Consider the following 17,747-nt stretch of genomic DNA (forward strand, 5'->3'; position numbering starts at 1 on the left):
ATGCAGCCCCTCCGGCGTTTGAGGAGCGGGGGTCCGGGAGCTGGTCCCCGGCAGCGACGCCGCGCAGGCGCACGGGGCCTGACCCGGCCCCAGCCCCGGCGCCGGCCCCGGCGCCACACGCACCCGCGGCGGGGTCCCGACCCCTTCCCTCCCCGCGCCCCGCGCCGTAGCCTGACGGCCCGTCAGATACAGGCCGGCGTCGCCCAGGAGGCCCGCACCATGTCGCTGCTGCTGCAAGGCAAGACCGTCATCGTCTCCGGCGTAGGCGCCGGCCTAGGCCACCAGGTCGCCGCCACCGTCGTCCGCGACGGCGGCAACGCCGTGCTCGGGGCGCGGACCGAGGCCAACCTCGCCAAGGCCGCCGCCGAGATCGACCCCGACGGCACGCACACCGCGTACCTGCCGACCGACATCTCCGACGAGCGCCAGTGCGAGGCCCTCGCCGCCCTCGCCGAGGAGCGGTTCGGCGGGGTCGACGCCGTCGTGCACGTCGCCGCCTGGGATTCGTACTTCGGGGGGCTGGAGGACGCCGACTTCGGCACCTGGCAGCAGATCCTCGACGTGAACCTGCTCGGCACCCTGCGCATGACCCGCGCCTGCCTGCCCGCGCTGAAGCGCGCCGGCGGCTCCGTCGTCATCATCGGCACCCAGTCCGCCATCGCCTCCCCCAACGAGGTGCAGCAGGCCGCCTACGCCGCCTCCAAGGGCGCGCTGACCTCCGCGATGTACTCCATGGCCCGCGAACTCGGCCCGCACCGCATCCGCGTGAACACCGTGCTCCCCGGCTGGATGTGGGGTCCCCCGGTCCAGGCCTTCGTCACCTTCACCGCGCACACCGAAGGCGTGCCGGAGGCCGAGGTGCACGCACGGCTCACCGACCGCATGGCGCTGCCGGACCTCGCCACCGACGGGGACGTCGCCGACGCCGCCGCCTTCCTCGCCTCCGACCGGGCACGGGCGATAACCGGCCAGTCCCTGCTGGTCAACGCCGGGGAGCTGATGCGATGAGCCCCTCCGTGCGCGCGCGAGCGGATCGTATGCTCGGGCCATGACCACTCCGAGTGACGCTCCGACCGAGAACTCGATGCGCCGCGCGCTCCGCCGCGCCCGCGACGGCGTCGCGCTCGACGCGACCGAGGCGGCCGTACTCCTGCAGGCGCGCGGCGAGGCCCTGAAGGACCTCGCCGCTTCCGCCGCCCGGGTGCGGGACTCCGGACTCGAAGCCGCCGGCCGGCCCGGCGTCATCACGTACTCGCGCAAGGTCTTCATCCCCCTCACCCGCCTGTGCCGCGACAAGTGCCACTACTGCACCTTCGTCACGGTCCCCGGCAAGCTCCGCCGTGAGGGCCACGGCATGTACCTCTCCCCCGACGAGGTCCTCGACATAGCCCGCCAGGGCGCGGCCATGGGCTGCAAGGAAGCCCTGTTCACGCTCGGCGACCGGCCCGAGGACCGCTGGCCCGAGGCCCGCGAGTGGCTCGACGCGCACGGCTACGACGACACCCTCGCCTACGTGCGCGCCATGGCCATCCGCGTCCTGGAGGAGACCGGCCTCCTCCCGCACCTGAACCCCGGAGTGCTGTCCTGGTCGGACCTCCAGCGCCTCAAGCCGGTGGCCCCGTCGATGGGGATGATGCTGGAGACCACCGCCACCCGGCTGTGGTCCGAGCCCGGCGGCCCCCACCACGGCTCCCCCGACAAGGAACCGGCCGTCCGGCTGCGCGTGCTCGAAGACGCCGGACGCTCCAACGTCCCCTTCACCACGGGCGTGCTGATCGGCATCGGCGAGTCCTACGAGGAGCGCGCGGACGCCTTCTTCGAGCTGCGCCGGATCCAGCGCAGCTACCACGGCATCCAGGAAGTCATCGTCCAGAACTTCCGGGCCAAGCCCGACACGGCCATGCGCGGCATGCCCGACGCGGAGCTGGAGGAACTCGCGGCGGCGATCGCCGTGGCCCGCCACCTCCTCGGCCCGAGCGCCCGCATCCAGGCGCCGCCGAACCTGGTGGACTCCGAGTACGCGCTGCTCATCGGCGCAGGCATCGACGACTGGGGCGGCGTCTCCCCGCTCACCCCCGACCACGTGAACCCCGAGCGCCCCTGGCCGCACATCGAGGAGCTGGCCGAGCGCACCGCCGCCGCCGGCTTCGAGCTCCGCGAACGCCTCACGATCTATCCGGAGTTCCTCCGGCGCGGCGAACCCTGGCTGGACCCGCGCCTGCTGCCCCACGTACGCGCGCTGGCCGACGCGGAGAGCGGGCTCGCGGACGAGTCCGCGAAGGTCGAGGGCCGGCCGTGGCAGGAGCCGGACGAGGGCTTCACCGCCTACGGCCGCACCGACCTGCACACCACCATCGACACGCAGGGCCGTACCGGCGACCGCCGCGACGACTTCGACGAGGTCTACGGCGACTGGGAGGCCCTGCGCGAGGCCGCGGCCCCGGGCATGGTCCCCGATCCCGAGCGCATCGACACGGACGTACGGGCGGCGCTCGCGCAGGCCGCCGACGACCCGACGAAGCTCACCGACGAGCAGGCGCTCGCCCTGCTGCACGCGGACGGGCCCGCGCTGGACGCCCTCTGCCGGATCGCGGACGACCTGCGCAAATCGGTCGTGGGCGAGGACGTCACGTACATCGTGACCCGCAACATCAACTTCACCAACGTCTGTTACACCGGCTGCCGCTTCTGCGCCTTCGCGCAGCGCCGCACCGACGCGGACGCGTACACCCTCTCCCTCGACCAGGTCGCCGACCGGGCCGCCCAGGCCTGGGACGTGGGCGCGGTCGAGGTGTGCATGCAGGGCGGCATCCACCCGGACCTGCCCGGCACGGCCTACTTCGACATCGCGCGGGCCGTGAAGGAGCGCGTGCCCGGCATGCACGTGCACGCCTTCTCCCCGATGGAGGTGGTCAACGGGGCCACGCGCACGGGGATGTCGGTACGGGACTGGCTGACGGCGGCCAAGGAGGCCGGCCTCGACTCGATCCCGGGCACGGCGGCGGAGATCCTGGACGACGAGGTCCGCTGGGTCCTCACCAAGGGCAAGCTGCCCGCGGCTGACTGGATCGACGTCGTCTCGACGGCGCACGAGCTCGGCATCCGCTCCTCGTCCACCATGATGTACGGCCACGTGGACCAGCCCCGGCACTGGCTGGGCCACTTCCGCACGCTGGCCCGCATCCAGCAGGACGCACACGCGAAGGGCGTCGAGGGCTTCACGGAGTTCGTGACGCTTCCCTTCATCCACACCAACGCCCCCGTCTACCTGGCGGGCATCGCCCGCCCCGGCCCGACGGTGCGCGACAACCGCGCGGTGACGGCCATGGCCCGCCTCCTGCTCCACCCGCACATCACCAACATCCAGACCAGCTGGGTGAAGCTGGGCTCGGAGGGCGCGGCGGAGATGCTGCGCTCGGGCGCCAACGACCTCGGCGGAACCTTGATGGAGGAGACCATCTCCCGGATGGCGGGCTCCGGTTACGGCTCGTACAAGTCCGTCCAGGACCTGATCGGCGTCGCCCAGGCGGCCGGCCGTCCCGCGAAGGCCCGTACGACCCTCTACGGCGAGGTCCCCGAGGAACGCCAGGCCGCGGCCCGCGCCTCGGACGGCCACCTGCCGGAGCTGCTGCCGGTCCTGGACTGACGGGTGTGGTGAACGCGTGCGGGCCCGGCCGGGGAACAGCCCGGCAGGGCCCGCACGTCGAGGTTCGCCCGGTGGCCGATCAGCCGACCAGAAGGTCCTTCTTCAGCTGCTTCAGCTCGCGGCCGTCGATGCCGAGGCCGTCCTCGAGGTAGGCGTCGAAGCTGCCGAACTTTGCGGTGACCTCGTCGTACCCGGCGTTGAGGTACTCGGGGCGCACGTCGAGCAGCGGCTTGTAGACGGCGGCGTGCGAGGCCGGCAGGTGCGAGAGGATCGCGTCGTTGGCGGCCTTGCGGTAGTCGTTGCTGGCCAGGTAGTCGGCCATCACGGTCTCGCTCGGCACGCCGAGGGCGGTCAGCAGGGAGGCGTTCGCCCAGCCCGTACGGTCCTTGCCCGCGGTGCAGTGGAACAGGACGGAGCGGTTGCGGTCGCGCTCGATGCCTTCGAAGACCTGCGTGTAGGCCTTCTTCCCGCCCTCCCCGCTGACCATGGCCTTCTCGGCGTCGACCATGGCCTTGACGGCCTCGTCGGGGGTCTTGGGCATGGTCTGGAAGGAGCCGGAGCCCGCGAAGACGTCGGCGACGACGTAGCGCGCGCCGGCCGGGACCTTGTCCGCGTCCGTGGTGCGCTCGCTCTCCATGCGGAGGTCGAAGACCGTCTTGACGCGCAGGCGCTGGAGCTTGGCGAGGTCGTTCTCGGTGAGCTTGTTGAGGGCGTCGGAGCGGTAGATCTCGCCCATCTTGACCCACTGGCCGTTCGTGGTGCGGTAGCCGCCCGCGTCACGGAAGTTGGTGGTGCCCTCCAGCTTGATCAGCCGGTCGGCCAGGCGCAGGCCCTCACCGCGCTCGGGCTCGAAGTCGAACCACTGCCGGTCGGCGGCGGGCAGCCCGCCCACCACGGCCTCGCCCTGGGCGCCGCCCTTGGCGACAACCTTGCCGTTCGCCCTGATCTCGACGCGCTTTGTGCCCCTGGCGTTCCACTTCAGGGTGTACGCGCCGTCGGCACCGGCGGTGACGGTGGCCTCGGTGAAGGGAACGGAGGAGTTGCCGTGGTGCCGGCCGCCCCAGGGGAGGTCCCACCCGGAGGCGGAGGCGGCGGGGGCCGCGACGACGGCGACGGTGAGCGTGGAGGCGACGACGGTCGCGGCGAGCAGTGCCTTCTTCATGCCCCCGAGACTCTTGGCCTGCGAATAACGCAATGTGAACACGGCATGGCCGAAACCGGCCGGGTGCAAGTCGACTGTCAAAACGTGCCACCCGCCTGGCCGGCGAGGGAACACATCCCGCTCGGGGCGGAGTCCGGTGCAGCGGGGCGAAGCCCGCGTCAGGAAGGGGACCGGCGGAATCCAGCCGTTCCCCATCCCCCTGAGGCCCGCATGACCGACTACTTCCGGACCCGATCGGTACTGTCCACTACAGTGCCCGCCAGAGCACGCGCGGGAGTCCGGGGGGATCGAAATGGACACGGCGACGGAAACGTCCGGGGAGCAACAGAGCAGGCCCGGGGCAGCCCAGCCCCTCCAGCCCCTCCAGTCGCCCCCCGCACCCACCGGCGGAGCCACAGGCCGCGCCGCCGTCACCACCGGCCTCTGGGGCCGCACCGAGCAGCAGGACTTCCGTAGCCGCGTCAGAGGAACCCTCCTCGGCTCGGCCATCGGCGACGCCCTCGGCGCACCCGTCGCCGCCCTGTCCCTCCCCGAACTCCTCCAGGCCCACGGCCCGTCCGGCCTGACCGAGCCGGCCCCCCGCGCGAAGGTCACCGCCGCCACCCAGCTCGGCCTGTTCACCGTGGACGGCCTGATACGGGCCCACGTGCGCCGGGACACCGGCGCCTGGCACCCGCCGACCGACGTGCACCGCGCGTACCTCCGCTGGGCCCTCACCCAGCACGACTGGGGCCCCGACGAGCGCCGCGAGGACAACGGCTGGCTCGCGCAGGAGGAATGGCTGTACACCCGCCGCTCCCCCGACCGCTCCTGCCTGACCGGCTTCGCCGACGGAGTCCTCGGCACGCTCGCCCAGCCGAAGAACCCGACCGCCCTGGACCCGGCCGCCGCCACCCGTTCCGCGCCCTTCGGGCTGCTGGTCGGCTGGGAACCGGCGCTGGTCCTGCAACTCGCCGTCGAATGCGCCGCGCAGAGCCACGGACACCCCACCGCCTACCTGTCGGCCGGCGCCCACGCGGTCATCGTCCACGGTCTGACCCGCGGCGAATCCCTCGACTCGGCCGTCCAGCGCGCGCTGGGCCTGCTCGGCGTCCGCCCCGGCCACCAGCCCGTCACGGACGCCCTGCAGCGCGCGCTCGGCGCCGTCACCACGGGCGTCCCCTCGCCGCAGACGATCGAGGGCCTGTCCCCCGGCCACGGCCGCCAGGCCGAGGAGGTCCTCGCCATCGCCGTGTACTGCGCCCTCGTCGCCGAGAACGTGGCGCACGGCCTGCGCCTCGCGGTGAACCACGGCGGCGACTCCGCGGCCACCGGCACCCTGTGCGGCTCCCTGCTCGGCGCACAGCACGGCGAAACGGCCCTTCCGGCGGCCTGGCTCGCGGGCCTCGAAGGCCGCGCCACGGTCCTGGAACTCGCCGACGACTTCGCCTTGGAGATGACCCAGGGCCCCGCCCTCCACGGCCCGACGGCCACCTCCACCGCCTGGCTGACCCGGTACCCGCGGGGCTGACACCGGGGGCCGCGGGGCTGACACCACGGGCCGACACCGGGGCCGTCACCGGGCTGCCGCCGGAGCCGACACCGGGGAACCGCCCGCCCCCCGGCTCCGCTCCGTACCCGCCCCCGGCCATGGCCGACGCACGCCCCTGCCCTCCGCACGCGCGAAGCCTTACTTTGGCCCTCCCCACACCACGGAGGTGTCAGCGCACATGCGGATCGCCACGACCGTCTTCCTCACCGACCGCACCATCGCTCCCGTACCCCTCGCCCGGGCCCTGGAGGAGCGCGGCTTCTCCGGCCTCTACCTGCCCGAGCACACCCACATCCCGGTCAGCCGCGTCACCCCGGCCCCGATGGGCGGCGAGCTCCCGGAGATGTACGGCCGCACCCTGGACCCCTTCGTGGCCCTCGGCCAGGCCTCCGCCGTCACCGAGCGGCTCCAACTCGGCACCGGCATCACCCTCGTCGCCCAGCACGACCCCATCGACCTCGCGAAGCAGGTCGCCACGCTGGACCACCTGTCCGGCGGCCGCGTGACCCTCGGCATCGGCTACGGCTGGAACGTCGAGGAGGCCGCCGACCACGGAGTCGAGTGGCGCACCCGCCGCGAACTGGTCCGCGACCGCATGGCCCTGATGCGGAGCCTGTGGTCCCCGCACCCCACGGCGTACGTGGGCCAGTTCTCCTCCGTCCAGGCCAGCTCGGCCCACCCCAAGCCCGCCCAGTCCCCGCGGGAACTCGCCCCGGGCGTCCCCCTGTACGGCCCGCGCACCCTGATCGGCGGCCAAGCCGGCCCGAAGCTGTTCGCAGCCATCGCCGACCACGGCGACGGCTGGCTCCCGATCGGCGGCGGCGGCTTGACGGAGGCCCTCCCGGCCCTGCGCCAGGTCTGGGAGGCCGCCGGCCGCGACCCGAAGTCCCTCCAGGTGGTCCCGTACGCCGTCCAGCCGACCCCCGGGAAGATGTCCCACTACGCCGACCTCGGCATCGAGGAGGTCGTCCTCCAGCTCCCCTCGGAGGGAGAGGCGGAGATCCTGCGGATCCTGGACGGGTTCGGGCAGTACCTGTAGCGGGGGCCGGGGCGAGGTGACACCCCGGCCGGTCGAAACCCGATGGCATCGGGGAGCCGTCCACGGCGAACATGACCCCATGCCGGGCCAACGCAAGCGCGCACGCACACGCAGCAGGATTCGAGCCACCCAGCGGACGGCGGACGCCCCCGGCCGCTGGGAGCCGCTGTTCTCGACGACCGAGGAGTCGGAGCTCCGGGCGTACGTCGGCCGCCTGCGGGCCGACGGCACGGTCACCGACCCGTCGCAGCTCCGCATCGACCTCTTCTGCGGCCGCCTCGCGCACCCGTCGACTTACCAGGTCAGCCTGTTCGTCCCGGAGGCCTCGGCATGAGCGAGGACCTGCATGAACTGCGCGAACTGCACGAACTGCACGAACTGCACGAACTGTGGGAGCACCTCCCCGAAGGCATCCGCCGCCAGGTGGACGGGTACGTCCTCCAGGACCGCCTGATGAACGCCGTCCGCGTCGTCTGGGAGGCCCGTCGCGCCCAGGGGGTGGGGCTCTACGAGGCCCAGAAACTGGTGTCCGACCGGTACGTCCACTTCGGCGACCGGGTGGCCCGCACCCCCGACTGCCCGCTCGACCTGGAGTCGCTCGCCGCCATCGCCTCCGGCATCCGGGCCCGGGTGGTGGCGATCGAGGCCGTCTGGGACGGGGACACGGTCCACGACTGGTTCGTGCGGCTGCTCGCCCTGACGGAGGACCCGACCGGCGAACACGAACTGGCCACCGTCTACTGGGGCACGGGCACCCGCGCCCTCGAAGCCGAAGGCGCCGACCGCGGCCCCCTGGACCCCCACGCAGCCGCGACCACCCGCGCTGGCACCGCCCTGGCGGCCCACCTCGGAGTCCCGTTCCACTTCGCGAGCCCGGACCAGCCGGACGACAGCGCGCCACGCTACCGGTGCCGCACGCCCTGAACCTGGGCTGGGGGTGGCCGGCTTGTGCTGCGGGTGGGGTGGTGGCTCGGAGCATCCAGGGGCGGGCGTCTGGACACCCTTCCCGAGACCGTCGACCGCCACCACGAGCGCAAGGACGACGGGAAGGGCTTCAGGGTCGGTGGGCGCGACAGATCGCTACACACTCCCGCTCGGCTAAGCGACTACCGGCCGTCCGTGGCTGATCCAGGGCGAACAGGGCTTGACCTCAAGTGGAGTTGAGGTTGGAGGCTTCCTCGTATGACGCTGGCCGTAGGGCAGCGCAACAACACTTCATGTGCTGGAGGAAGTCCCATGTCTAGCAGTGCCGTTGCCACCTCTGTGCCCACCACATCCGGCCTCGCCTGGTGGAAGGCGCTGGCCATCGGCGCGATCGGTGCGGTCGTGGTCAATCTGATCGTTCTTGCCGTCGCCAAGCTGGCCGGTGCACCGCTCGTCATCGTCAACGGCGCCACAGAGCACCCGATCACCGTCGGGGGTGTCATCGGCGCCTCCGTCGTCCCGTTGGCCGTCGGGACGGGCGCCGCCTTCCTGCTGGCCCTGTGGAAGCCGGTCTTCCTGCGGATCGCGCAGTACGTGGGCGGCGGGCTGGCCCTGCTGTCGGCTGCCGGCCCGTTGTCGTCCGGCGCCGACGGAGGCACCGTCGCAGCCCTGTCCCTGATGCACATCACCCTCGGCGTGGCGGTCGTCGCAACTCTGCAGATCCACCGCCGCAGCCATGGGGCGTCCCGGATCAGTTGAGATGCACGGTCGAGACCGGTTCGCGCACCATGAACACGTCCACCGGATCCTCGACCTCAAGTCTGAACCCGTGCCGCTCGTACAACCCCCGGGCCGCACTGCCCTGCAGCACATTCAGCCGCACCCTGGTGCCGTTGCGGTCGCGCTGCTCCAGCAGGCCACGCAGGACGGCCCCGCCGATCCCTCTGCCCTGCAGATGCGGGGCCAGGTAAAAGTGCTCCAGCCAGTGGGCGTCCTCGGCCGGCCGCAGCGACACGCAGCCGGCGAACGTACCGCCCACCTCGATCACCCAGGTGTGCGCAGGCTCGAACCCGTCCCGCAGCCGCTGCCGCACCCGCTGCTCGTCGTACCGCCCGAGCCGCTCCAGATCCGCCCTCAGCACCACGGCCCTCAGCTCGGCCACCGCCTCGACGTCCCCCGCCGAAGCCGGCCGCATCTCCCAGTCCCCCATGATCACCAGGCTACGCGCCAACCGTCCTAGACCTTCGGGGCGGGCTTCCAGTCCTGGGCCAGGAGACCGAACAGGACTTCGTCCAGAAACTCACCCATCACCCAAGCCGAGGAGCGCAGCACGCCCTCGCGGACGAAGCCGTTGCGTTCGGTGGCGCGGATCATCGCGATGTTGTCCGCCAGCGTCTCGATCTGCAGCCGGTGCAGACCGCGTACGACGAAGCCGTAGTGGCACAGGACCGCGACCACGTCGGTGCTGTGGCTCTTGCCCCTGGCAGAGGGCAACAGCCCGAGTCCGACGTGCGCGGACCGATTGTGGTTGTCGATGCCCCAGAGCGTCGCGGTGCCGATCAGCGCGCCGCTCTCCAGGTCCACCACGGAGAACGGAACGTGCCCCTGCTCCTTGTCGTCCACCATGAACGACAGGGCCTCCGAGCCGGCCATGAGCGGCCGCCACGGGTGACCAGTAGCCCGCGAAGCCGTGACGACGTCGTCGTGAAGTCCGGCATGCAGGATCGGGATGTCGTCCTCGTGCCGGGCCCTGAGCCCAACCGTGTTGCCCTTTAGCATGCGAGTTTCCTATCCGACCGCGCCGTCCGGCGGCAACCCAATAGATCGCGGTCACCCGTGCATCTCTCAGCCACGGACGGTCGGTAGTCGCTTAGCCGAGTGGGAGTGTGTAGCGATCTGTCGCGCCCACCGACCCTGAAGCCCTTCCCGTCGTCCTCTCGCTCGTGGTGGCGGTCGACGGTCACGGGAAGGGTGTCCAGGCGCCCGGCCCTGGATGCTCCGATCGCCCCGCGCGTCCGTTCCGGCCGAGGTCACGGTCCTGCCGGGGCCGTACACAGTTGCCCCCTGACACAAGGGGGCTGCGCATCTCAGACGAGGCCGCTCCTCCCCTCACCTCCCTCCCGGCCGTTCCCCGGGGGGATCCCGGAAGTCTTGTGGCTTTTCGGCGTGGGTCGGTCGGTCAAGGGTGGCCGAAGGCCATCGCGTAGCGACGCGACCGCAGGGAGCGCCCTTGAGGGACCGGCCCACGCCGAAAGAACACTGGACTACCGGGACGCCCCCCGAACCCCTGTCAAAGCCACCACCACACCCGCAGCACAAGCCGGCCAACCACCCACCCCCACACCCCCACCCCCACACCCCCACCCCCACACCCCGATCCCGCCCTACGGCCCCAGTTCCGGGGTAGTGGCCGGAAGGCGCTGGCGGCATGGCACGCTTGGGGCATGGCCGTTCAGATCAATCCCAGCATCTTGTCCGCCGACTTCGCCCGGCTCGCCGAGGAGGCGAAGGCCGTTCAGGGGGCCGACTGGCTGCATGTCGACGTCATGGACAACCACTTCGTCCCGAACCTCACCCTCGGCGTGCCGATCGTGGAGTCGCTGAGCCGGGCCACGGACATCCCGCTCGATCTGCACCTCATGATCGAGGACCCCGACCGCTGGGCCCCCCAGTACATCGAGGCCGGTGCCGGCTCCGTGACCTTCCACGCCGAGGCCGCCGCCGCGCCCGTGCGGCTCGCGCGGGAGATCCGGGCCAAGGGGGCGCGGGCGTCCATGGCGCTGAAGCCCGCGACGCCGATCGAGCAGTACGAGGACATCCTTCCCGAGCTCGACATGCTGTTGATCATGACCGTGGAGCCCGGCTTCGGCGGTCAGCCCTTCCTCGACATCATGCTGCCCAAGATCCGCCGGACCCGGGAGCTGATCTCCAAGCACGGTCTCGAGCTGTGGCTGCAGGTCGACGGAGGGGTCTCCGCCACGACCATCGAGCGGTGTGCGGAGGCCGGTGCGGACGTGTTCGTGGCGGGCAGCGCGGTCTACGGAGCGGTCGATCCGGCGGCAGCCGTACGCACGCTGCGTGACCAGGCGGGTGCGGCGATCGCCGCCGCGCCCTGGGCTTGCAACCACTGAAGCAAGGCTTGGTGAACAGCTCGATGAACGGGAGCTGTCCAGGCTGATCAACGGCCGTCGGATCTGACAGGATGAACGGCGAGTCGAGAGTGTGAACACGATGGTGTGAACAGCAGTGAGGAGAACGCGGTGTCTGCAATGTCGGCGGGACGGTCAGCCCTGCGGATGGGACCCGCGGAGCTGGTGCAGGCGGCGGCCATGGCGCGCCGCTTCTACCTGGAGGGGAAGTCCAAGATCCAGATCGCCGAGGAGTTCGGCGTGAGCCGCTTCAAGGTGGCCCGGGTCCTGGAGACCGCCCTGGAGCGCGACCTCGTACGCATCGAGATCCGCGTGCCGGCCGAGCTGGACGCGGAGCGGTCCGACGCGCTGCGCGCCCGGTACGGGCTGCGGCACGCCGTGGTCGTGGAGTCCCCCGCGGATGCCACCGAGGACGCGCCGGACCCGGAGAACCTGGGTGCCGTAGCCGCCGATCTGCTGGGTGAGCTCGTCAACGAGGGGGACGTGCTCGGCCTCGCGTGGGGGCGGTCGACCATCCACATGGCGGCGTCCCTGCACCGGCTTCCCCCCTGCACCGTCGTCCAGCTGACGGGCGTGTACGACGCCGGTACGGCCGAGCGCGGGTCCGTGGAGGCCGTCCGCAGGGCCGCGCAGGTGTCGGGCGGGGACGCGCACCCGATCTACGCGCCGATGCTGCTGCCCGATCCGGCCACCGCGGCCGCCCTGCGGAACCAGACGGGGATCGCGCGGGCCTTCGAGTACTTCGACAAGGTGACGGTCGCCGCCGTCTCCATCGGGTCCTGGGAGCCGGGCATCTCGACCGTCCACGACATGCTGAGCGACGAGGAGCGGGCGCACTACGCCTCGCTGGGCGTCGCCGCCGAAATGTCCGCCCACCTCTTCGACGCCCAGGGGCGTCGGGTCGGGCGGGACCTCGGCGAGCGGTGCATCACCGTGGAGGCGGACCGGCTGCGCCGGATCCCCGAGGTCGTGGCCATCGCCGGCGGGCTGCGCAAGGCGTCCGCGATCGGGGCGGTGCTGCGCTCGGGGCTCGTGACGAGTCTGGTCACCGACACTGCCGTCGCGGACTACCTGCTGACCGAATCGGAGCCCGGTTTGCGGCCGGCGCTGGAGCGGGCCGACCCCGACGAGTGATTGTTCGGATTGGTCCGATTGTCCGGACGAATGCCGGTCAAACGCGGGCACGCGATGTTCGCCGATGCGGATGGTGCCGTAATTGAGATCCGAACGGCGGACCGTTGGGCGGCCTGCTGGGCGCATACTGGGTGCAATGACAAAGTCCGCAGTACCTCGCCGCCACCTGCCGTCCAGCCCGTTCAAGGCCCCCGTGGAAGCGCCGCTCCGGCACTTCAGCGTGGGCGACCGGGTTACTCACGATGAGCACGGCCTCGGCCGTGTCGTCGCCGTTGAGGAGGGGATCGCTGTCCTCGTTGAATTCGGGCCTGAGGTCCGCAAGCGCATCCTGAGTCCGTACACCAAGATGGCCGCCCTCTGAAGCCATCGCGCGATTCGCGGGCGAATCGGATATTTGGCACGATCGGTGCATGATCTTTCGGAACGTGCCCCGATCGTTGCTGCGTGTGCTGGGGGCCGTGTTCCTCTGCGCGTCGCTGGTCGGTGCGGTGGGTTGCAGCGGGAAGAAACCCGCGCCTGCCGCGGCCGCCAGTACGGGCGCGAGCGCCGGCTCCCGCGTTGACGTTGCCCCGAGCGGGGCGGCGAGTTCCGCTGTGCCGACGCCCGGATGGGCGAAGGGGATGGCGACGGTACGGGCCTCGGCATTGCCGCAGCAGGCCCGGGACGTGCTTGCGCTGATCGACAAGGGCGGGCCGTACCAGTACCGGCAGGACGGGACCGTCTTCGGCAATTTCGAGAAGGTCCTGCCGCAGAAGAAGCGTGGCTACTACCACGAGTTCACCGTGAAGACGCCCGGTGAGCGGGACCGTGGGGCCCGGCGGATCGTGACCGGTGGGGGCGGGGAGTTCTTCTACACGGACGACCACTACGAGACCTTCAAGGCGGTTCTCCGATGACCTTGGACCCGCGGCCCCTGGCCCCCGCGCTCGAAGCGGCCGAGGCCGCCGGCTGGGCGACCGTACGGCTGGATCTGGACGGCGTACGGAGCAAGGCGGAGCTGATGCGGCGGTGTGGCGGCGCGCTGGGGCTGCCGCCGTGGGTCGGGGGGAACTGGGATGCGCTGGCCGATGCGCTGCGGGATCTGTCGTGGTTGCCTGCTGCGCCGGGGCGGCTGCTGGCGGTGACCTCGTGGCGTGGGTACGCGGAGGCTCGGCCTGCGGACTGGGAGACGTTGAGCGAGATCCTGGAGGAGGCCGTCGATTTCTGGCGGGCCGAGTCCGAGGGCGATGGGCCCGGGCTGACGGTGCTGCTCGCCGAGTCCGGCCCGGGTCCGGCTGCCGGGGCTCCGCCCCGTACCCCGCGCCTCAAGCGCCGGCGGGGCTGAATGTGACCCGGCGGGGTCGGATGGCGCGGCGGGGCTGAAGGATTCGGGGCTCTGCCCCGTACCCCGCAGCTCAGACGCCGGCGAGGCTGGATCTGCCCGGCGGAGCCGTGGGGCTCCGCCGGGGGGTTGGGTCAGGACTTCGGGATCCAGGGTGGGGTTTGGCCCCAGGACCAGACCGGGATGTCGGCCGCGTCCACCGGGGGTGGGTTGGGGCCCGAGTAGATCAGGGCCATGCGGGTGCCCCATTCGATGTAGTACGCGAAGACCGCGCGGAACTCCGGGTCCGTGGGGAGGCCCACCTCGTCGGCCGTGTCCGTCAGGAGGTCCACCCAGCGGCGGCGCTGCTGTTCGGTGATGCCGCGGCCCAGGTGCTTGGTGGCCATGTGCTGGTGGCCGCCGTGGGCGGCGGTGTACTGCTTCGGGCCGCCGAAGACCTCCGCCAGCCAGACCGCGACGTGCTGGGGGTGCTCGGAGTCCATGCCCGCGAAGACCGGGGCGAGGATCTCGTCCTGCAGGGCTCGGGCGTAGAAGACGTCCGTGAGGCGGTTCATCGCCTCCGCGCCGCCCATCCATTCGTAGATGGTGGGCGTGGTGTCCGGTGTGGTGCTCATGACGGGGTGGAAGCCTTTCCGGGGCCGGCCACCTTGGTGACGAGGTAGTGCTGCATTTCCTCGATGGCCGTGACGTACGGGCGGATCGCGCTGAAGAACGCGGGGAAGTGCTCGCCCTTGCGGAATCCGTTCAGGTGGGCGTCGATCGAGGTCCAGCGGATGCGGAGGATGTAGCGCTCGGGCTCCTCCTCACAGCGGGCGAGTTCGTAGTCGATGCACTCCGGCGAGGCGGCCAGGGCCTCGGAGGCCCTGACGTACGCCTCTTCGAAGGCCGGCTGGTCGTCCAATGCGATCCGGTAGCGGATGTATTCGACGGTGGTGGTCATGGTGCGGGCCTCTCCCTGGGGTCGGGCGTTGATCGCCGGTGGTCCGTGCCAGGCTTGCGCGATCTTGCGGGCGCGGGGAGATCTTTCGCCGTTATGACCCGGACTTCTGGGAGTCGGCGAGGTCCGGACCCTCCGCGCGGACCTGCTGGACCCGGTCCAGGGACTCGCGCAGGTCCGTCAGCCAGGTGTCGGTGTTGCGTCCGACCAGGCGGACGCACCAGGCCAGGGCGTCGGCGCGGCTGCGGGCGACGCCGCCCGCGACCAGGGTGTCGAGGACCTGGCGCTCGGGCTGGCGCAGGCGGGTCATGACGGGGACGGCGAGGTGGGTGAAGAGGGTCTGCTCCTCGCCCGACCGGGCGGCCCAGGACACCTTGCGGCGGTAGAGCTCCTCCGCCTCCCGGGCGACTTCCATGCGCTGTTCGCGGGTGCGCTCGCGGAAGGCGGCGACCGATTCGTTCTCGGGGATCGCGCCGACGACGGTGATCTCCTCCCGGTCGACCGTGACCGAGAGGAGCGAGGTGTAGACGTCCACCGGCAGGTGCTCGGCGAACCAGGTGCGGAGCTCTTCGTTCTGCTCGGATGTAATCATGTAATCAACGGTGCGTCCGGCCCGTCCTTGATCGCAAGCGGGCCGGCGGGATGTTCGCTCTCAGCCCATCGAGCGGTACCGGTGGATCAGGGAGACCGCCATGGCTCCCTCGCCCACGCCCGAGGCGACCCGTTTGACCGAGTGGGCCCGTACGTCCCCCGCCGCGAAGACCCCGGGGACGCTGGTCTCCAGCGGGTACGGGGCGCGCTCCAGGCTCCACTCCGCCGGGAGTTCGCCGCCGTTGGAGATCAGGTCCGAGCCGGTGAGGACGAAGCCGTACTCGTCCCGCTCGACCACCCCGGCCAGCCACCCCGTGTGCGGGCGGGCGCCGATGAAGGTGAACATGAAGCGGGCCGGGATCTCCTTGTCCTCGCCGGTCCCGGAGTCGTGGAGGGTCAGGCGTTCGAGGTGGTCCTCGCCGTGCAGGCTGACGACCGTCGTGCGGATCCGTACCTCGATGTTGGGGGTGCGCTCGATCTCGTCGATCAGGTAGCGGGACATGCTGTCGTCGAGCGAGGCCGCGCGGACCAGGATGGTGACCCGGGCGGCGTACTTGGCGAAGTGCACGGCGGCCTGGCCGGCCGAGTTGGCCCCGCCCACGATGAACACGTGCTGCGAGATGCAGGCAGAGCTCTCCGTGGTCGCCGCGCCGTAGTAGAGCCCGGCGCCCTCGAAGCGGTCCGCGCCGGGGGCGTCCAGGCGGTTGTACGAGACCCCGGTCGCCAGGAGCACCGTCTCGGCGCTGATCTCCGTGCCGTCCGCCAGGGTCAGGATCTTCGCCGGGTCGTCGCGGGTCAGCGAGATCACCTCCACCGGGTGCAGGATCTCGGCTCCGAAGCGGGAGGCCTGGATGGTGGCGCGGCGGGTCAGGTCGCCGCCGGAGAGGCCCGAGGGGAAGCCGAGGTAGTTCTCGATCAGGCTGGAGGTGCCAGCCTGGCCGCCCGGGGCGCGGGAGTCCAGCATGAGCGTGGACAGGCCCTCGGAGGCGGAGTAGACGCCGGCCGCGAGGCCCGCCGGGCCCGCGCCGACGATGACGCACTCGTAGTGCGGGCGCGAGGCGGTGGTGGCCAGTCCCAGGCGCTGGGCGAGCTGCGTGTCCGTCGGGGCGGAGAGCACCGACCCGTCGGGGAAGCGGACCAGGGGCAGGGCGGCGTCGGGCTGGGCGGCGGCGATCACGGTCAGCGCCTCGGGGTCCCGCTCGACGTTGAGGAAGCGGAAGGGCTGGCCGTTGCGGGTGAAGAAGTCCCGGACGGCGTGGGTGCCGGGGGAGACCAGGTGGCCCGCGACGATGATCCCGTCGTACGCGGGGCGGTAGGTGGCGAGCCAGTCGGACAGGAGGTCGTCCAGGACCGGGAAGAGCCGCTCGTGCGGCGGGTCCCAGGGCTTGAGCAGGTAGTAGTCCAGGCGGACCCGGTTGATGGCGGTGATCGCCGCGTCCGTCTCGGCGTACGCGGTGAGGAGCACGCGCCGGGCGTCGGGGAAGCGGCTGACGGCCTCCAGCAGGAACTCGACCCCGGTGACGTCCGGCATCCGCTGGTCGACGAGGAAGAGCGCCGGGTCGTGGCCGCGCTCGTCGAGGGAGTCCAGGATCTTGAGCGCGTCGGCCGCCGAGGAGGCGCCGAGCACCCGGTAGCGGTCGCCGTACGCGCTGCGCAGGTCGCGGCGGACGGCGCGCAGCACCTGCGGGTCGTCGTCCACGGCCAGGATGACGGGCTTGCGGTTCTCCGCCCGCGCCGCGGCCTCGGCGGTCGCGGTGGCGGTGCTCGTGGGCGCGGTGCCGGCAGGGGGACCGGTGGGGGTGCTGCTCGTGGGCGTGCTGGTCGTGGGCACGGTGCCCGCGGCCGCGGCGCTCTCCGGGGCCGCGCTCACGCCGGGTCCAGCATCAGCTTGTCGGCGTAGCACCAGGCCCAGTCCTCGCCGGGCTCGTGGGAGGCCGCGATGGGGTGCGCGGTGGTCCCGTAGTGCCTGGTGGCGTGACGGTTCTTCGAGGAATCGCAGCAGCCGACGTGCCCGCAGCTCAGGCACATCCGCAGGTGCACCCAGGTGTCACCGGAGACGAGGCACTCCTCGCAGCCCTCGGTACCGGGTTTCACCGGACGTATCGACTCGATGTGGGTGCACAACAGGTCCATCGTCATCGTCCCCGTCCCTCTCTCGCGCATCCGCGCTTCGCGCCCGTGATTGCAGCGCGCCCGTGATTCCGGCGCGTCCAGACCATAAGGCGGGGCCCCGGCGGCGGTTCAGGGATTCGGCCGAAGTCAGGTAGTCCGGAAGCTACTTCATGACATCGCCGGACGACTTCCTGAGGTGCC

20 protein-coding genes are annotated in these 17,747 nt (G+C 71.6%); 12 read left to right on the top strand and 8 right to left on the bottom strand.

Translation table 11 applies throughout. The annotated features are described in order from the left end of the window. Positions 1-219: 219 nt before the first annotated feature. Together ACFYM0_RS08860 and ACFYM0_RS08865 are read left to right on the top strand one after the other, a co-directional pair. Entirely contained in the window at positions 220-1,008 is a 789-nt protein-coding gene (locus ACFYM0_RS08860; protein WP_388498268.1) for an SDR family oxidoreductase, read from the top strand. Positions 1,009-1,048: 40 nt separating this feature from the next. Next, a complete protein-coding gene (locus ACFYM0_RS08865; RefSeq protein ID WP_388498269.1) occupies positions 1,049-3,646 on the top strand; it encodes a bifunctional FO biosynthesis protein CofGH in 2,598 nt (865 codons plus the stop codon). A 79-nt stretch (positions 3,647-3,725) separates the two neighbouring features. Here the strand turns inward: ACFYM0_RS08865 and ACFYM0_RS08870 are convergent, their stop codons facing one another. Next, positions 3,726-4,808, bottom strand: a complete 1,083-nt coding sequence (locus tag ACFYM0_RS08870; RefSeq protein WP_388498270.1) for a tyrosine-protein phosphatase — start codon at positions 4,806-4,808, stop codon at positions 3,726-3,728. Between the two features lie 292 nt (positions 4,809-5,100). Between ACFYM0_RS08870 and ACFYM0_RS08875 the strand changes: the two genes are divergently transcribed. From ACFYM0_RS08875 to ACFYM0_RS08895, 5 genes are all read left to right on the top strand, one after another. After that, positions 5,101-6,318: an ADP-ribosylglycohydrolase family protein gene (locus ACFYM0_RS08875; RefSeq protein WP_388498272.1), complete on the top strand. Its 1,218-nt coding sequence runs from the start codon at positions 5,101-5,103 to the stop codon at positions 6,316-6,318. A 199-nt stretch (positions 6,319-6,517) separates the two neighbouring features. Further along, positions 6,518-7,378 (top strand): TIGR03619 family F420-dependent LLM class oxidoreductase, encoded by an 861-nt coding sequence (locus ACFYM0_RS08880; protein WP_388498274.1) that lies wholly within the window; start codon positions 6,518-6,520, stop codon positions 7,376-7,378. A 79-nt stretch (positions 7,379-7,457) separates the two neighbouring features. Further along, entirely contained in the window at positions 7,458-7,712 is a 255-nt protein-coding gene (locus ACFYM0_RS08885; protein ID WP_388498276.1) for a hypothetical protein, read from the top strand. After that, positions 7,709-8,302 (top strand): hypothetical protein, encoded by a 594-nt coding sequence (locus ACFYM0_RS08890; protein WP_388498277.1) that lies wholly within the window; start codon positions 7,709-7,711, stop codon positions 8,300-8,302. The genes ACFYM0_RS08885 and ACFYM0_RS08890 overlap by 4 nt, the downstream gene beginning before the upstream one ends. Positions 8,303-8,614: 312 nt before the next feature. Further along, entirely contained in the window at positions 8,615-9,061 is a 447-nt protein-coding gene (locus tag ACFYM0_RS08895) for a DUF6069 family protein (protein WP_388498278.1), read from the top strand. Here ACFYM0_RS08895 and ACFYM0_RS08900 read toward each other — a convergent pair. Beyond that, a complete protein-coding gene (locus tag ACFYM0_RS08900) occupies positions 9,054-9,512 on the bottom strand; it encodes a GNAT family N-acetyltransferase (protein ID WP_388498281.1) in 459 nt (152 codons plus the stop codon). The genes ACFYM0_RS08895 and ACFYM0_RS08900 overlap by 8 nt on opposite strands. Before the next feature lie 26 nt (positions 9,513-9,538). Beyond that, positions 9,539-10,081 carry a GNAT family N-acetyltransferase gene (locus tag ACFYM0_RS08905; RefSeq protein WP_388498283.1) on the bottom strand — a complete coding sequence of 181 codons (543 nt, stop codon included), beginning with the start codon at positions 10,079-10,081 and terminating at the stop codon, positions 9,539-9,541. Positions 10,082-10,746: 665 nt separating this feature from the next. Here ACFYM0_RS08905 and rpe point away from each other — a divergent pair. From rpe to ACFYM0_RS08930, 5 genes are all read left to right on the top strand, one after another. Further along, on the top strand, positions 10,747-11,433 hold the full coding sequence (rpe, locus tag ACFYM0_RS08910) for a ribulose-phosphate 3-epimerase (protein WP_327251757.1): 687 nt from the start codon (positions 10,747-10,749) through the stop codon (positions 11,431-11,433). A gap of 105 nt (positions 11,434-11,538) precedes the next feature. Further along, the gene (locus ACFYM0_RS08915; RefSeq protein ID WP_388498286.1) at positions 11,539-12,585 is read left to right on the top strand and encodes a sugar-binding transcriptional regulator; all 1,047 of its coding nucleotides are present in this window, start codon (positions 11,539-11,541) and stop codon (positions 12,583-12,585) included. A gap of 136 nt (positions 12,586-12,721) precedes the next feature. Beyond that, complete coding sequence (locus tag ACFYM0_RS08920; RefSeq protein ID WP_112452447.1) at positions 12,722-12,946, top strand: hypothetical protein; 225 nt, start codon at positions 12,722-12,724, stop codon at positions 12,944-12,946. Positions 12,947-12,995: 49 nt separating this feature from the next. Next, complete coding sequence (locus ACFYM0_RS08925) at positions 12,996-13,481, top strand: ribonuclease domain-containing protein (RefSeq protein ID WP_388498288.1); 486 nt, start codon at positions 12,996-12,998, stop codon at positions 13,479-13,481. Beyond that, entirely contained in the window at positions 13,478-13,909 is a 432-nt protein-coding gene (locus tag ACFYM0_RS08930; protein ID WP_388498291.1) for a barstar family protein, read from the top strand. Before ACFYM0_RS08925 ends, ACFYM0_RS08930 begins: the two co-directional genes overlap by 4 nt. Positions 13,910-14,040: 131 nt before the next feature. On the opposite strand, the gene ACFYM0_RS08935 is transcribed toward ACFYM0_RS08930, so the two are convergent. The 5 genes from ACFYM0_RS08935 to ACFYM0_RS08955 all read right to left on the bottom strand — a co-directional run bounded on the left by ACFYM0_RS08935 (position 14,041) and on the right by ACFYM0_RS08955 (position 17,573). Continuing rightward, the gene (locus ACFYM0_RS08935; protein ID WP_327251754.1) at positions 14,041-14,520 is read right to left on the bottom strand and encodes a group II truncated hemoglobin; all 480 of its coding nucleotides are present in this window, start codon (positions 14,518-14,520) and stop codon (positions 14,041-14,043) included. Further along, the gene (locus tag ACFYM0_RS08940; protein ID WP_327251753.1) at positions 14,517-14,846 is read right to left on the bottom strand and encodes an antibiotic biosynthesis monooxygenase family protein; all 330 of its coding nucleotides are present in this window, start codon (positions 14,844-14,846) and stop codon (positions 14,517-14,519) included. The genes ACFYM0_RS08935 and ACFYM0_RS08940 overlap by 4 nt, the downstream gene beginning before the upstream one ends. Positions 14,847-14,937: 91 nt before the next feature. Next, positions 14,938-15,435, bottom strand: coding sequence for a hypothetical protein (locus ACFYM0_RS08945; RefSeq protein ID WP_388498294.1), 498 nt, complete (start codon positions 15,433-15,435; stop codon positions 14,938-14,940). Positions 15,436-15,495: 60 nt separating this feature from the next. Then, positions 15,496-17,139 (bottom strand): FAD-dependent oxidoreductase, encoded by a 1,644-nt coding sequence (locus ACFYM0_RS08950; protein WP_388498522.1) that lies wholly within the window; start codon positions 17,137-17,139, stop codon positions 15,496-15,498. A gap of 161 nt (positions 17,140-17,300) precedes the next feature. Next, positions 17,301-17,573 carry a UBP-type zinc finger domain-containing protein gene (locus ACFYM0_RS08955; RefSeq protein WP_250741351.1) on the bottom strand — a complete coding sequence of 91 codons (273 nt, stop codon included), beginning with the start codon at positions 17,571-17,573 and terminating at the stop codon, positions 17,301-17,303. Positions 17,574-17,747: the final 174 nt, after the last annotated feature.

Source organism: Streptomyces sp. NPDC006487 (genome assembly GCF_042870555.1).
Lineage (GTDB): Bacteria > Actinomycetota > Actinomycetes > Streptomycetales > Streptomycetaceae > Streptomyces.

Coding starts and splice junctions, on each gene's coding strand:
- ACFYM0_RS08875 (WP_388498272.1), top strand. CDS start 5,101: ATGGACACGGCGACGGAAACGTCCGGGGAGCAACAGAGCAGGCCCGGG.
- ACFYM0_RS08940 (WP_327251753.1), bottom strand. CDS start 14,846: ATGACCACCACCGTCGAATACATCCGCTACCGGATCGCATTGGACGAC.
- ACFYM0_RS08905 (WP_388498283.1), bottom strand. CDS start 10,081: ATGCTAAAGGGCAACACGGTTGGGCTCAGGGCCCGGCACGAGGACGAC.
- ACFYM0_RS08870 (WP_388498270.1), bottom strand. CDS start 4,808: ATGAAGAAGGCACTGCTCGCCGCGACCGTCGTCGCCTCCACGCTCACC.
- ACFYM0_RS08865 (WP_388498269.1), top strand. CDS start 1,049: ATGACCACTCCGAGTGACGCTCCGACCGAGAACTCGATGCGCCGCGCG.
- ACFYM0_RS08920 (WP_112452447.1), top strand. CDS start 12,722: ATGACAAAGTCCGCAGTACCTCGCCGCCACCTGCCGTCCAGCCCGTTC.
- ACFYM0_RS08935 (WP_327251754.1), bottom strand. CDS start 14,520: ATGAGCACCACACCGGACACCACGCCCACCATCTACGAATGGATGGGC.
- rpe (WP_327251757.1), top strand. CDS start 10,747: ATGGCCGTTCAGATCAATCCCAGCATCTTGTCCGCCGACTTCGCCCGG.
- ACFYM0_RS08885 (WP_388498276.1), top strand. CDS start 7,458: ATGCCGGGCCAACGCAAGCGCGCACGCACACGCAGCAGGATTCGAGCC.
- ACFYM0_RS08955 (WP_250741351.1), bottom strand. CDS start 17,573: ATGACGATGGACCTGTTGTGCACCCACATCGAGTCGATACGTCCGGTG.
- ACFYM0_RS08895 (WP_388498278.1), top strand. CDS start 8,615: ATGTCTAGCAGTGCCGTTGCCACCTCTGTGCCCACCACATCCGGCCTC.
- ACFYM0_RS08930 (WP_388498291.1), top strand. CDS start 13,478: ATGACCTTGGACCCGCGGCCCCTGGCCCCCGCGCTCGAAGCGGCCGAG.
- ACFYM0_RS08945 (WP_388498294.1), bottom strand. CDS start 15,435: ATGATTACATCCGAGCAGAACGAAGAGCTCCGCACCTGGTTCGCCGAG.
- ACFYM0_RS08860 (WP_388498268.1), top strand. CDS start 220: ATGTCGCTGCTGCTGCAAGGCAAGACCGTCATCGTCTCCGGCGTAGGC.
- ACFYM0_RS08880 (WP_388498274.1), top strand. CDS start 6,518: ATGCGGATCGCCACGACCGTCTTCCTCACCGACCGCACCATCGCTCCC.
- ACFYM0_RS08890 (WP_388498277.1), top strand. CDS start 7,709: ATGAGCGAGGACCTGCATGAACTGCGCGAACTGCACGAACTGCACGAA.
- ACFYM0_RS08900 (WP_388498281.1), bottom strand. CDS start 9,512: ATGGGGGACTGGGAGATGCGGCCGGCTTCGGCGGGGGACGTCGAGGCG.
- ACFYM0_RS08925 (WP_388498288.1), top strand. CDS start 12,996: ATGATCTTTCGGAACGTGCCCCGATCGTTGCTGCGTGTGCTGGGGGCC.